The sequence below is a fragment of the Cellulomonas citrea genome (assembly GCF_009829685.1).
GTDB classification, from domain to species: Bacteria; Actinomycetota; Actinomycetes; order Actinomycetales; family Cellulomonadaceae; genus Cellulomonas; species Cellulomonas citrea.
This window is the reverse complement of sequence record NZ_VWSD01000006.1, coordinates 21833-35142: the sequence shown is the minus strand read 5'-3', so window position 1 is coordinate 35142 and position 13310 is coordinate 21833. Positions and strand designations below refer to the sequence as shown.

The window sequence follows — 13310 nt, the reverse complement described above, 5'->3', positions numbered from 1 at the left end:
GTCACGTCGTGGCGGCCCGCTGCGCGGCCCGGTAGGCCTCCGCGTGGACACGGGCGGAGGCCTCCCAGGTGAACAGCGCGGCTCGTTCGACGGCAGCCTCGCCCAGGGCGTGACGGCGCGCGACGTCATCGAGCAGCCGGCCGAGCACGTCCGCGATCTCCTCCGGTGACGTCCCCGCGTACTCGACGGCGTCGCCGCCCACCTCCGGCAGCGAGAGCTCCCGGCTCGTGAGCACCGGCGCACCGCAGGCCATCGCCTCGAGCACGGGCAGCCCGAACCCCTCTCCCAGGCTCGGATAGGCCACGACCTCGGCACCACCGAGGAACCCGGCCAGGTCATCGAGCGGAAGATAGCCGGCACGGAGGGCGACGAGCGTCCGCGGCACTGCTGCGAGTGCCGGCTCGACCGCATCGTCCCACCCGGGGCCACCGGCGAGAACGAGCGCCGGCGGGTCCTCGCGATCACGCACCGCCGCGGTCCAGCCGAGGACGAGCGCGGGGACGTTCTTGCGCGGCTCCAGGGTGCCGAGGAAGGCCACGTAGGGCCGACCACCCAGGCCGAGCGCACCGCGCACCCGCTCCTGCACGTCATCGCCCGTCGGATGGAAGACCTCGCGGTCGACGCCGTGGTAGGCCACGTGGAACGTCGCCGGGCTGCCACCGGCGAACCTGCGGACCTCACGCCCGGTCGCCTCCGACGGGACCACCAGCGCCGCGGCCCGCCGCACCGCGCGCCGGGTGGCCGCCCGGAAGAACCGCCCCTTGAGCCCGGAGTGCACCTCGGGGTGGCTGAAGAACGTCGCGTCGTGCAGCGTGACGACGACGGGCACCCCTGCAGCGACCGGCGCGGTGTAGTGCGGACAGTGCAGGACGTCCGCGCGCCACTGGCGGGCGAGGGCCGGGAGCAGCGTCTGCTCCCACGCCAACCGCGCCGGCCGTCGTTCGACGGACCGCGGGGCGGCGATCAGCTCCGCGGTCGGCGCCCGGGCCGCGAGCCGCTCGACGTCGCGCGGCTGCGCGACGACCCCCACCGACAGGTCCATCTGGTCGAGAGCGGCGACCAGCTCCTCCACGTACCGACCCACCCCACCCCGGTCGGCCGGGATGGCGGTCGCATCGATGAGCACACGCACAGCTAGGTCGCCTCCTGAGGATCGCCGGACGGCACCGGGGCCGCGAGCCGATGCCGCCGTGCCGCCCAGCTGAGGACCGTCGCCCCCACCAGCTCGGCGACCAGCAGGCCCCCGAACACGCCGAGGAGCCCGGCGACGGCGAGGCCGACGAGTGCGAGGCCCACCGTCACGACGGAGATCACGGCCCGCAAGATCGTGACGAGCCGCGCCGCACCGGCGCGGCGCAGCGCGGCGAACGGGATCGTGGTCACGAGCGACGCAGACCGCCAGACGCAGGCCACGAGCAACGGGACCAGTGTCGGGTTGTCGCTCCACGCGCTCCCGAACAGCACGCCGAAGAGGCCGAGAACCTCCGCGACGACGATGAGCAGCACCGCGGCGACGAGCGAGACCGCAGACAGCACGACATCGAGCCGTGAGCTCTCCTTGAGGAGCCGCAGCCTCATGAAGTTCAGCGGGATCGCGAGCAGACCGGAGACCGTCGACACGGACGTGAACAGGACGGCGTCGGAGGGGTTCAGCAGACCCAGGATCACAGCGTTGAGCAGCGGAGGGACCACACCCGTCGCGGCGGTGTCGGCCACCACCCACCGCATCACGCTCGGCTCGGCACGGCTCGCCCGGTGCCCGACCGGACGCGCGCGTACCAGCGTCGCGACCGCGATGCCGACGACGAGCGGCACGAGTGCCCACCGCTGGCCGAGCAGACCCGCCACGACACCGGCTGCGGCGCCCGAGCCGACGGCGAGGGAGGCCACAGCCTCGCGGCGGTCCAGCCGCTCGGCCACGGACACGCCACGCCCGACCTCGAGCCCGGCCGACATGAGCGGCAACGCGACGCACAGCACCAGCGCGTCGGGCGGTGTGAACGCAACGACGGCGGCGGCACCGACGGCGAGCGCGACGAGCCATCTCGGGAACACCACACGCCGGTCCGAGACCGGGGTCGCGAGCCGGGCCTCGACGACGACGCTGAACACCAGCTGACCGGCGAAGGTCGCGATGAGCACGGCGACCGCGACCCAGCCCTGCTCCCGGGAGTCGAACAGCCGCGACGCGATCGACACCGAGGCGGCGGGAACCACCGCCAGTGCGGCGCCGCCGGCAAGCGTCATCATGCTGCGCACGGCCCGCGCCGGGGCCCCGCCGGTCGCCGGCGCGCTCATCTCGTCACCGCAGTCGAGGCGGCCCGCCCGATCTCGCGGCCCAGGGCACCCTCGAGGCGACCGAGGAAGACCCACCAGCCGTCGGCCGGGCGGTTCGTGCCCGGGTGGCGCACGCCGAAGAGAAGTCCGCCGACGACGAACGCCCCGCGCCACCAGAGCGGGTACCGGTGGACGACGACGAGGCGCCCGAGCCCGCGCCCGTAGGCACGGAGCTTGCGACGACGCTCGGCGGTCGTCAGTCCGTGCGGGTCGGAGATCCCCCCGATCGACAGCTCGGGCGGCAACCAGCCGAAGCGCTGCGCGACATCGGGCCGGGCGGCGAGCAGACGCAGGAGGAGATCCGTCGCCTCCCCGGCCTGCCAGGGGGTCGCCGCACCGGTTCCCACGGTCGGGTCGAAGCCACCGATCTCGTCGAACAGGTACCGCCGGATCAGCAGGCCCATCTCGATGACCGCCCACACGTTCCAGCGGTCGAGCGGCGTCCCCGCAGCCGGGAGCACGAACTTGGGACCGAGCTCATCGGCCACCGTGATCGCCCCGGCCTCGAGGTCCGCGGCAGCCGTCGACGACCGAAGGGCCTCGACCGACCCCGGGGGGAACCACGTGGTGTCGTTGGGGAAGCACAGCAACCTGTCGTGCCCGTCGTCCGGCAGCGCGGCGACGCCGACGTTACGCCCGAGCGCGGCCCCGCGCTCCGACGTGGTGAGGCTCACGTTGGCGGCGATGGCCCCGTGGCGTTCGAGGACGCGTGCGACGTCGTCGACCCTGCCCTGCGCGACGACGACGAGCGCATCGTCCGCCAGGAGCTGCCCGTCGAGCGAGGCGAGCAGCCGTTCGAGCGCCTCAGGACGCCCGATGGTCGTGACCACCAGCCCGAGCCTCATGTCCGCTGGACCTCGGCGAGCGTCCGTGAGACGACCTCGGCCACGAGGTCCGCCGACCGGTCCCAGGTGAACAGCCGGGCACGTTCGAGGCCGCGCGCCCGCAGACCCGCCCGCAGCGCGGGATCCGCCAGCACCCGGTCGACGGCCGCGGCCAGGGCGTGCTCGTCGCGTGCGTCCACGTACTCGACCGCATCGGCGCCGACCTCGTGGAGCACCGCGATGTCGGAGGCGAGCACGGGGCAGCCAGCGCGCATCGCGTCGACGACGGGGAGCCCGAAGCCCTCGTCGAGCGACGGGCAGACGTACAGGTCGGCCACCGCAAGCAGTGCGCCCAGCTGGTCGCCCGTCACCCAGCCCGGCAGCATCACGTCGTCACGGAGCCCGAGCGCCGCGACGACGGGATCGAGCGGGTCGTCGCTCCCCCCGCCGGGCAGCACCAGGAAGGGCCTGCGCTCCGGCGGGACGGCCGCCACCGCACGCAGCAGCGTCGAGAAGTTCTTGTGCGGCATGCGGTTCCCCGCGCTCACGACGATCGCGCGGCTCCGCGGAACGCCCATCTCGTCCAGCACCGCTCGGGGGTCGCCTGGCACCGGGACGGTGCTGGCGCCGTTGGGTGCCACGCTGATGCGCTCGCGGTCGACGCCCATCACGTCCGCTGCGCGCCGGGCCCCGTCCTCGCTCACGGCGAGCAGGCGGGTGGCACCGCGCGCCGCACGACGCAGCAGCCAGGTCGTCACGCGCTGCCCCGCGCGGCCGAGACCCGGCGGCACGTGCTCGAACGGGATCACGTCGTGCGCCGTCACGAGGGTGGGCACGCGCCGACCGCCAGGACCGTAGTTCGCGGGGCACCACAGGAGGTCGGCGCCGTGCCTGGCGGCGGCCCCCTCCACCGCGAAGGTCTCCGCCAGGGCCCAGGCCGCACGCTGCCGCGTGTCGACCGACGTCCGGTGCACCGGACCGGGGAACCAGGTCTCGACGAGCCCGGCGCCGGGTGCGGCGGCCAGACCCACGAACTCGATGTCGTCGAGGCGGTCCGCCAACCGTGGGAGCAGCTCCCGGGCGTAGGTCTCCGTACCGCCGCGGTGGCCCGTGACGTACAGCAGGTCGACGGCGACGCGCCGTGTCGCCGTCACGACTCGGAGGCGATGGCGGACCGACCCGTGGACGGTGCCAGGTTCGAGTCCTCCCCCGTCCGCGCGGAGTCGTCCGTACCCGCGGCGTCACGCGCTGCCGAGGGCCCTGCCACCGCGTCCTCGTCGCTCGCGAGGTCGCCGGGCGCCACCTCGTCAGGCTCCTCGGCGGACACGGGTGTGTGCGGGTTGGAACCGGCCCGCGTCGGGATCCCGAGGATCCCGATGAACATGCTGGACATCATCGTCTGGAAGCCGAGCGTGAGACCGAGGACCGCCGGGATCGCGATCCGCACCGCCGAGCGGGCGTCAAGGCCACCGAAGCCGACGTCGCCCCACCGAACGACCTGGGCCACCGCGGTCGCGAGTCCCAGCACGAACAGGAGCAGACCGAGCAGGAGCCCGCGCTCGACGGTCACCTTGTCCATCAGCCGCCAGAAGCGCGGTCCGCTGGGCAGGAAGCCCTCGTGGTGGGCATACACCTTGGTCAGCACGGCGAACAGCAGCGCCTGGTAGCCCAGGATCGCCGCACCCAGGGCATAGACCATGGTCGAGACGTCGAAACCGACCGACCCCACGGCGACGGGCCCGAACAGGAGCACGACGCTGACCAGCAGACCGGTCACCAGCATCGTCCAGCCGGGGATCCAGAACAGCCATCGCGGGGAGAAGACCAGGAGGAAGCGAAGGTGCCGCCACCCGTCGTGCCAGCTCCGCAGGTGCGGCGGCCGGGACCGGCCGTCCTTCTTGAGCGTGGTGGGGACCTCCGCGATGCGCAGACCGGCGAGCGAGGCCCGCACCACCATCTCGGAGGCGAACTCCATCCCGGACGTCCGCAGCCCCAGGGCGAGGATCCGCTCGCGGGAGAAGCCACGAAGCCCGCAGTGGAAGTCGCGCACTCCCGGCTTGAAGAAGAGCTGACCGATGCCCGAGAGCACCGGGTTGCCGAGGTAGCGGTGCAGCGGGGGCATGGCCCCGGGTGCGATGCCCCCGGCGAACCGGTTGCCCATCACCAGGTCGTTGCCCTCGCGCAGCTTGGCGAGGAAGGGCCCGAGCGCGGAGAAGTCATAGCTGTCGTCGGCATCGCCCATGATGACGAACCGCCCGCGCGCCGCGACGATGCCACCGATCAGCGCCGCGCCGTAGCCCTTCTCGGCGACCGGGACCACGCGGGCCCCGAGCCGCTCGGCGATCTGCTGCGAACCGTCGGTGCTGCCGTTGTCCGCGATGACGACCTCGCCGTCGACCCCTGCGCCCTGCAGGTACCCGAGCGCCTTGCGGATGCAGACCTCAAGCGTCTCTGCCTCGTTGAGGCACGGCATCAAGATCGTGAGCTCAACGCTCGGCGGGGCCATGACCACGTCCGTCCGTGGGGGTGCAGGTAGGCGCGTACTCTACCAACGCCCGAGGAGCCGGAGAGCACGCCCTCCCCTCATGCGCGCGTGAGGCGTTCGACGATCGCGAGCGCCGACGCCGCCGCGGTGCGCTCCCGAGCAGCCGCCTCGTACCAGGCCCGCGCCGACCTGCGCAGGGCCGGGCCGGCGTCGATCGCGCGCAGCAGCGCAGCGCCGAGGACCTCCGGCTCCGTCGACGCCGCGACGAACCCGTTGACACCCTCGTCGACCAGATCGACCGAGGCGTTGTCCTCGGCGTCGACCAGGACCACCGGGGTGCCGGAGGCGCACGCCTCGACGACGACCAGTCCGTACCCCTCGCGGCGGGACGGGTTGACCAGGACGGCCGCGCTCGCGACGCGTCGGTGCAGCTCGTCCTCCGGGACGAAGCCGGGAAGCTCGACGACGTCGTCGAGACCGAGCCGGCCGATCTCACGCTCGACCGCGGCGCGCTGGGGTCCGTCGCCGAGCACGGCAGCGCGCAGGTCCGCACCGCTGCGGCGGGCCCAGGCGATCGCGGCGGGGATGACGTCGACCTGCTTGTCGGGGATGTGCCGACCGACGTAGACGACCGTGGCGGGCAGGGAGTCGTCGAACCCGCTCTCGTCGAAGCCGCTGCCCTCCGTCCCGACGAGCCCCGGGCCGAGGACGGGCTCATGTCGCGCACCCTCGGCCACCAGACGCCGGGCGTTCATCCGCGAGTAGCAGCTGACCCAGGGGCTGGCGCGGACGGCGAGGTGCTGGAGCGTCGCCGCCACCCGCCCGACGACCGGCCCGGAGTACTCGAGCCACTGGTCGCGCCGCCAGACCTCGAGGAAGTCGGAGCACATGCGGGTCCGGCTGCCCAGGAGTGCGAGCCGTGCCGCGAAGACGTTGAGCACCGGGAGCGCGGACACCACCACGACGTCGTACCGGCCCCGGTTGCGGAGCAGGTGCCCGAACAGCCCGGCCGCGAACCGCAGCGCCACCAGCGGGCGACGGTTCCCCCGGGCGTCGTAGAGCTCGCTCCGGGCGCTCACCCCGACGACGCTCACGCCGGGTGCGACCTGCGGCGCCGCGCCGTCCCAGAGCCTGCGCGTGAGGTAGTCGACCTCGTGTCCCGCACCGGCCCATGCCTCGGCGAACAGCCGGTACTGCCGCTCGCCGCCACCAGTCGTCATCGGGTAGAAGCAGTCGAAGGCCACAGCGATGCGCACCCGCCGAGGGTAGCGAGCGGTCCCGGTCGAGCAGCGCGGTAGCCTCGCACGCGTCGTGCGCCCCATCGAGCCACCGAGGACCCCATGTCGCTACCCGTCTCCTCCGCAGAGAGCAAGGACGGGCCGTCCCCGAGACGGGCGCCCCGTCCCGGCAGGGTGTTCTGGCTCGCCTTCGCCGTCCTGTGGACGGTCACGTCCGCCTGGGCATTGGCCTCGCCGATCGCTTCCGGTCCGGACGAGAACGCCCACGTCGTCAAGGCGGCGGCCGTGGTGCGCGGAGACCTCACGGGGACGAGCGCACCTGGTGCGGCCGGTGCGGGGGTGGTGACCGTCCCCGCGCTGTACGCGACGCTGGGCGTCTACCCGACGTGCTTCGCCTTCCAGCCCGACGTCCCCGCCGACTGCCCGAGCGCCCAGCTGCCGACCGGCAGCGCGGCCGCGACGCCCACCCAGGCCTCGACGTGGGTCATCCGCAACAACCCGCTGTACTACGCGATCGTCGGCCTCCCGACCCTGCTCCCGCCCGCGCCCTGGGTGCTCTACCTCATGCGGCTCCTCAGCGCGGCCATCAGCAGCCTGGTGCTCGCCTGGGGCTTTCGCGCGCTCGCCGAGCTCTCCCGGCGTCCGCTGGTCATCGTCGGGGTGCTCACGGCGCTCACCCCGATGGTGGTCTACCTCAACAGCACGGTGAACCCCTCGTCGCTCGAGATCAGCGCCTCGCTCACGCTCATGGCGAGCCTCCTGGTGCTCCTGCGCGACCCGGACCCCGCACGGTTGCCGGTCCGCGCGGCGGGGATCGCGGTCGTGACGGCCTTCCTGGTGAACTCCCGGGGGCTGTCCCCGCTCTACGTGGTCGTCCTCGTCGCTCTCGCAGCGGTCGGCGTCGGGCCGTGGCGCGAGTTCACCAAGGCACTGCTGGACCGTCGGACGTGGCCGTGGCTCGCCGTGATCCTCGCGTCGACGGCGGCCGCGCTGATGTGGACCTTGCGGGCCGGCACACTCGGCGCAGGCGGTGCGGAGCATCCCGAGTACGGCTTCCTCTCGACTGCGAACCGCACGCTGCTCGACACCGGCGACTTCCTGACGGTGGCCATCGGCCGGTTCGGCTGGATGGACGCCGAGCTCCCGCAGCTGGTGTACCTCGGCTACGCCGCACTCATCGGGCTTCCGTTGCTGCTCGCCGTCGGTCTGGCGGGTCGACGCATGCGTCTGGCCGTGCTGGCAGGTGCCGCTGTCGCGGTGCTCCTCCCGGTCCTCCTCCAGGCGTGGCAGGCGCACAGCGTGGGGTACATCTGGACGGCGCGCTACTCGATGCCGCTGTACGTCGCGGTCGGCGTGACCGCAGGGTTCGCGTGCCGCGACGTCTTCTCGTCGCTGCCCGAACGGTTGGCGCGCCGGCTGCTCGTCCTCGTCGCGACCCTCGCGCCGCTCGGCCTCACGATCGCGTTCGTCGCGAACCTACGGCGGTACACCGTCGGCGAGAGCGGATCGTGGCGGTCGGCGCTCGGCGGTCCGTGGGCACCTCCGCTCAACGGCGGGCTGCTCCTGGCCGTGCACGTGGTCGCGCTGGTCGTGGGCGCCGTGCTCCTGGTGAGGGCCGAAGGCGCCGACGAGGCGACCAGCGCGTCGCCGATGCCTCAGGCCGTCGCGAGCGCCTGACGGTACGCCGCGACGTGGCGCGACGCGCTGGCGGTCCATGTCATCGCCGCGGCCCGCTCGCGCCCGACCGCACCCCACAGCGCCCCCTGCGGACCCAGCGCCTCTGCCAGAGCGGTGGCGAGCGCCTGGGGGTCGAGCGGGTCGGCGAGCGCCCCGGCCCCCTCGGCGAACTCCGCCATCGAGGTGTCCCGCGACGTGACCACCGGGACGCCGTGCGCCATCGCCTCGAGCACCGGCATGCCGAACCCCTCCCACACCGACGGGAAGGCGAACACCGAGGCGCCGGCGTAGGCCGCCTGGAGCTCGGCGTCGCTGAGCCTGCCGACCAGGTGCACCCGCCCCTCCGGGACACCCTCGAGCGACCGGGCGACCTCAGCGGCCGCGGAGCCCCATCCGTCCGGACCGGCGAGGACGAGGTCCACGGGGGTGCCGGTCTCACGCAGCAGCAGCGCGAACGCGGCGACGAGCGTCGGAACGTTCTTGCGGGGTTCGAGCGTCCCGCACCACAGCACGTACGGGCGGCCGGTCCCGAGTCGCGCGGCCCATCGGGTCCGTGCCTCCGCCGTCACCTGCTCGGCCCGGACGCCATGCCGGGCCACCACGAGACGTCCCGGCTCGATCCCCACGTCCACGCAGTCCCGGCGCGTCGCCTCGGACGGGACGACGACGACCGCCGCCTCGTCACGCACGATCTGGAGCGACCGGGTGAAGAAGGAGGTCCCCCGAGCGGTGAAGTGCCCGGGCTCGCGCAGGAACGCCAGGTCGTGGACGGTGACCACGAGCGGGACGGAGCGCCCCGGAACCGCCCACGTCGTGGCGTGCAGGACGTCGACCGGGCCGAGCACCGACTCGGCCCCGGGGCGCCGGACCCGGTTCCAGGCCTCGTAGAGTCCGCGCCGCGGCAACGGCACCCGCCGGACGGGGATCCCCAGGCCGGGTGCGGACTCGTCGCGGTGCCACGCGGCGAGTCCGGTCACGGCGACCTGTGCGGCCGGCAGCTCACGGAGGAGCTCGCGGATGTAGGTGCCCGAACCGCCGGGGACGGCGTGCCAGCACTGCTCGACCGTCATCCCGACCTGCAGCGTCCGCACGCGACCAACCCTACGGGGAGGGTCCGGGAAGCACGGTCGGCGGCGGCTCCTACACTCCCCAGGTGACCGATCCCCGCACCGCGCGCGTCGTCGTCGTCAGCTGGAACGGTGCGGCGCTCCTGCCGGAGTGCCTCGACTCGCTCGAGAAGCAGACGCTTCGACCGCACCTCGAGGTCGTCGTGGTCGACAACGCCTCCACCGACGGGACCGACGCGCTGCTCGCCACGCACTACCCGTGGGTGCGGGTCATCCGCTCCGACCGGAACCTCGGGTTCGCCGGCGGGGCCGCGCTCGGCATGGCCGACGCCGACGGCGACGTCGTTCTCCTGAACAACGACGCCACCTTCGCCGCCGACGCGGTCGAGCAGCTGCTGGTCGCCCTGCGGCCCCCCACAGCCGAACGGGTCGGCGCGACCACCGCGCTCGTGCTGCTCCGCGGGGACGGCGGCACACCTGCCCTCGTCAACTCGACCGGCAACGTGGTGGCACGCAACGGGGCCGGCGGCGACCGGGACTGGCTCGCACCGGTCGGCTCGCAGTCGCACGACCCCGAGGTGTTCGGCTTCAACGGCGGCGCCTGTGCGCTGCGCCGGGAGGCGCTCGACGAGGTCGGCGGGTTCGACCCGTGGCTGTTCCTCTACTACGAGGACACCGAGCTGTCGTGGCGTCTGCGGGCGCACGGGTGGACGGTTCGCTACGTCGAGTCCGCGGTGGCGATCCACCGGCACGCGGCCAGCTCGGGGACCGACTCACCGCTGTTCCGGTACTACAACACCCGCAACTCCCTCGTCGTCCTCACCCGGCACGCCCCGGTACGGACGATCCTCAGGTCGGCGACCCGGCAGACGATGGGCTGCCTGCGGAGCGGGATGGCCGCGGGATGGCGCGACCCGACCACGCGGGCCCGAGCGCGAGCGCTGCGCGCCTGGGTCGGGCGGCTGCGCCGCACCCTCCACGAACGACGCTCGCTCTGGGCCGATGCGGTCGTCACCCGTCGCACCGTCGCCGACGCGGCCTGGCGACGGTAGACCTGCGCGGCCCCACGGCCCTCAGCTGCCTCCGAACACCCGACGGGCCCGGCCGGCCGCGCGTCTGCCGAGCTCACGTGCTCCGCCCGCGCGCAGGTAGCCCCGGGCGAGCGCGAGGTCCTGGCGGGGCGACCATCGCGGTCGCGACGACCGACGCCGGGCCGCGGGCGTCGTGGGTGCCGAGACCGCCAGGTCCGTCGCCCTGCGCGGGTCGGCGCAGAAGCTCACGAGCGGCGCGAGCACCCGGGACCACCGGAACTGCGGAGCCAGCGCCGCGCTCGCCTGTCGACAGGCCTCGGCGACCGACGGGTCGAACAGCACCTCATCCAGCGCGGCAGCGAGTGCGACCGCGTCCTGCGTCGGCACGACCCGGCCGAAACCGTGCTCGCGGATCAGGTCCGCGAAGGTGTCGCCGTCGGAGGCCACCACGGGAAGCCCGGCCCAGAGGTAGTCGAGGATGCGCGTGCGGAAGCTGAACGCCGTCTCGATGTGCTCGAAGTGCGTGGAGACGCCGACGTCGGCGTCGAGAAGGTAGTCGGCGCGCTCCTCGTAGGGCACCCAGTCCTCGTTGAAGAACACATGCGAGCCGGAGAGGCCCAGCCGTTCGGCGAGGTCGCGGGTGTCGCCCGCCATCTGCATCTCCGGCACGCCCGGGTTGGGGTGGCGCAGGCCCATGAAGAACAGCCGGACCTCCGGATGGTCCCGCCGCAGGATGTCGACCGCCCGGATGAGCGTGAGCGGATCGAACCAGTTGTAGACGCCACCGCCCCAGAGGATGACCTTGTCGTCCGCACCGATCCCCGGAACCGTGCCCTTGATGCCGTGGCGGCGCTGCTGCGGAGGGGCGTCGGTGATGCCGAACGGCACGACGTCGATGAGGTTCCGGAGGCCGGGGTCCTCGTCGTACATCGCCGGCGACACGCGCCCCTGCCCCGCCAGCTGGCCCAACCAGAAGTCACGCTGCTTCTCGGACGCACACACGAGGAAGTCAGCACGCCGCAGCTGCAGGTTGAGCGAGTCCGTGGTGATCTGCACGGCGTTCAGACGGCCGACCACCCCGAGGTCCTTCGCCTGCTCGAGCTGTTCGAGGTGCATCGGGTCGTAGATGTCCGCCACCACGATCGCGTCGGACTCGCGGACCCACGGCGCGGTGTCGAGCAGGAAGCCCTGGAAGATGATGACGTCCGCCCAGGCGGTCGGTTCCCGCAGCCCCGTGCCGGCCGCGTACTCGACGGCGAAGCCCTCGCCCGCGCGCCGGGCACCGGCCGTCGAGACGAGGCGCACGTCGTGGTCCGATGCGAGGGCCTTGGCGATCTCCCACGCGCGGATCGCGGGACCTGCCATGCGATCGGCCAGGGGCTCACCGGTCACGACGAGCACCCGCAGGCGTGTCGTGAAGTGCTCGGCGATGTCGAACGCTGCCACGAGGCTCTCGTGCGCTGCGAGGTAGGCCGGTTCGCCGTACGCGGGTTCGAGTGCGTCCCGGAAGAGCGGGAACAGGGCGCGATCGCTGCGCCGTCGACGAGCCTGCAGGTCGCGTCGCGTCTCGTGCAGCGACGGCAGCTGCTCGACGAGGTAGTCGATGGCGAGCGGGCCCGTGAGCGCCATCTTCGGCACGACGACGTCGGCCGTCTCGTCACCGCCGGGCGATCGCTGGAGGTCGAGCATCGTCGCGTCGAGCCCGGTGCGCGCCACGGACCGACGGACGGACAATGCCATGGCCGCGGGAAGGGCTCGTGCGAGCGTGTCGTCGTCGTAGTTCTTGTACATCGACAGCAACGCATTGCGCTCGAGGAGATAGCTCTCACGGAAATTGCCGAACTTGCGCATCGTCACGTGGTGCTTGTGAAAGGCGACGGAGTCGGGGATGTAGCGCACGCGGTGCCCGAGCAGATTGAGACGCCACCCCAGGTCGACGTCCTCGTAGAACATGAAGAAGCGCTCGTCGAAGCCACCGACCTCGCGGTAGACGTCGGCGCGGACGAACATCGCCGCACCGGTGCCGAAGAGCACGTCCTTCGGGGTGTCGTAGGTCGGTGAGTCAGGGCGCTCGACCTCGCGCTTGTAGCCCATGCCGAACCAGGTGAGGGATCCGTCGACGTAGTCGACCAGGCCACCGTCCCAGTCGAGCACCTTCGACGCCACGGCGGCGACGTCGGGCGCGTGCTCGAGCTCCTCGACCGCCGCGCGGACCCAGCGGGCGTCCGGCCGGGCGTCGTTGTTCAGGAACGCGACGTACTCCCCGGCAGCCTGGCTGACGCCGAGGTTGCAGCCGCCTGCGAAGCCGAGGTTCTGCCCCGACTCGATCACACGCACCTCAGGCACGGCACGGCGGATGCGCTCGGCGGAGCCGTCACCCGAGTCGTTGTCCACGACGATCAGCTCGAGCCTGTCCGCCGGCCAGTCCAGCTCGCCCAGCGAACGGAGCGCGGTGATGGTGTCCTCGGCGCCCCGGTAGTTGACGAGGATGACCGAGACCTGGCCCGGCCGGGTCGTCGGTGCATCCGCGGTCATCGAGTCACCCTCTTCACGCCGACACCCTAGCCGCGATCCCGCACCGGCCTCCGTGCCCGGCGCGGTGCGGTGCGCAGGTCACGGGCCGCACCGGTCCTGGCCGTCGGGCGCCGTTG

At 73.0% G+C, this 13310-nt stretch carries 10 protein-coding genes; 2 read left to right on the top strand and 8 right to left on the bottom strand.

Annotation, left to right across the window (positions count from 1 at the left end; genetic code table 11):
• Position 1: 1 nt before the first annotated feature.
• From F2B26_RS01795 to F2B26_RS01770, 6 genes are all read right to left on the bottom strand, one after another.
• On the bottom strand, positions 2-1132 hold the full coding sequence (locus F2B26_RS01795) for a glycosyltransferase family 4 protein (RefSeq protein ID WP_159805796.1): 1131 nt from the start codon (positions 1130-1132) through the stop codon (positions 2-4).
• Between the two features lie 2 nt (positions 1133-1134).
• The gene (locus tag F2B26_RS01790; protein ID WP_159805794.1) at positions 1135-2298 is read right to left on the bottom strand and encodes a hypothetical protein; all 1164 of its coding nucleotides are present in this window, start codon (positions 2296-2298) and stop codon (positions 1135-1137) included.
• Positions 2295-3182, bottom strand: a complete 888-nt coding sequence (locus F2B26_RS01785; protein ID WP_159805792.1) for a glycosyltransferase family 2 protein — start codon at positions 3180-3182, stop codon at positions 2295-2297. Before F2B26_RS01785 ends, F2B26_RS01790 begins: the two co-directional genes overlap by 4 nt.
• Positions 3179-4315, bottom strand: a complete 1137-nt coding sequence (locus tag F2B26_RS01780) for a glycosyltransferase family 4 protein (RefSeq protein ID WP_159805790.1) — start codon at positions 4313-4315, stop codon at positions 3179-3181. Before F2B26_RS01780 ends, F2B26_RS01785 begins: the two co-directional genes overlap by 4 nt.
• The gene (locus F2B26_RS01775; RefSeq protein WP_201292560.1) at positions 4312-5667 is read right to left on the bottom strand and encodes a glycosyltransferase family 2 protein; all 1356 of its coding nucleotides are present in this window, start codon (positions 5665-5667) and stop codon (positions 4312-4314) included. Before F2B26_RS01775 ends, F2B26_RS01780 begins: the two co-directional genes overlap by 4 nt.
• 77 nt (positions 5668-5744) lie before the next feature.
• Positions 5745-6902, bottom strand: a complete 1158-nt coding sequence (locus F2B26_RS01770) for a glycosyltransferase family 4 protein (protein ID WP_159805788.1) — start codon at positions 6900-6902, stop codon at positions 5745-5747.
• A gap of 156 nt (positions 6903-7058) precedes the next feature.
• On the opposite strand from F2B26_RS01770, the gene F2B26_RS01765 reads away from it, so the two are divergent.
• Positions 7059-8561: a DUF2142 domain-containing protein gene (locus F2B26_RS01765; protein ID WP_159805786.1), complete on the top strand. Its 1503-nt coding sequence runs from the start codon at positions 7059-7061 to the stop codon at positions 8559-8561.
• On the opposite strand, the gene F2B26_RS01760 is transcribed toward F2B26_RS01765, so the two are convergent.
• Positions 8540-9652, bottom strand: coding sequence for a glycosyltransferase family 4 protein (locus F2B26_RS01760; protein WP_328698642.1), 1113 nt, complete (start codon positions 9650-9652; stop codon positions 8540-8542). The genes F2B26_RS01765 and F2B26_RS01760 overlap by 22 nt on opposite strands.
• 62 nt (positions 9653-9714) lie before the next feature.
• On the opposite strand from F2B26_RS01760, the gene F2B26_RS01755 reads away from it, so the two are divergent.
• Positions 9715-10680, top strand: a complete 966-nt coding sequence (locus tag F2B26_RS01755) for a glycosyltransferase family 2 protein (protein ID WP_159805784.1) — start codon at positions 9715-9717, stop codon at positions 10678-10680.
• Positions 10681-10701: 21 nt separating this feature from the next.
• On the opposite strand, the gene F2B26_RS01750 is transcribed toward F2B26_RS01755, so the two are convergent.
• The gene (locus F2B26_RS01750; RefSeq protein ID WP_159805782.1) at positions 10702-13194 is read right to left on the bottom strand and encodes a glycosyltransferase; all 2493 of its coding nucleotides are present in this window, start codon (positions 13192-13194) and stop codon (positions 10702-10704) included.
• Positions 13195-13310 lie beyond the last annotated feature (116 nt).

Excerpts from the sequence above, each read along its gene's own strand:
- F2B26_RS01790 (WP_159805794.1), bottom strand. The coding sequence starts at position 2,298 with ATGAGCGCGCCGGCGACCGGCGGGGCCCCGGCGCGGGCCGTGCGCAGC.
- F2B26_RS01775 (WP_201292560.1), bottom strand. The coding sequence starts at position 5,667 with ATGGCCCCGCCGAGCGTTGAGCTCACGATCTTGATGCCGTGCCTCAAC.
- F2B26_RS01785 (WP_159805792.1), bottom strand. The coding sequence starts at position 3,182 with ATGAGGCTCGGGCTGGTGGTCACGACCATCGGGCGTCCTGAGGCGCTC.
- F2B26_RS01750 (WP_159805782.1), bottom strand. The coding sequence starts at position 13,194 with ATGACCGCGGATGCACCGACGACCCGGCCGGGCCAGGTCTCGGTCATC.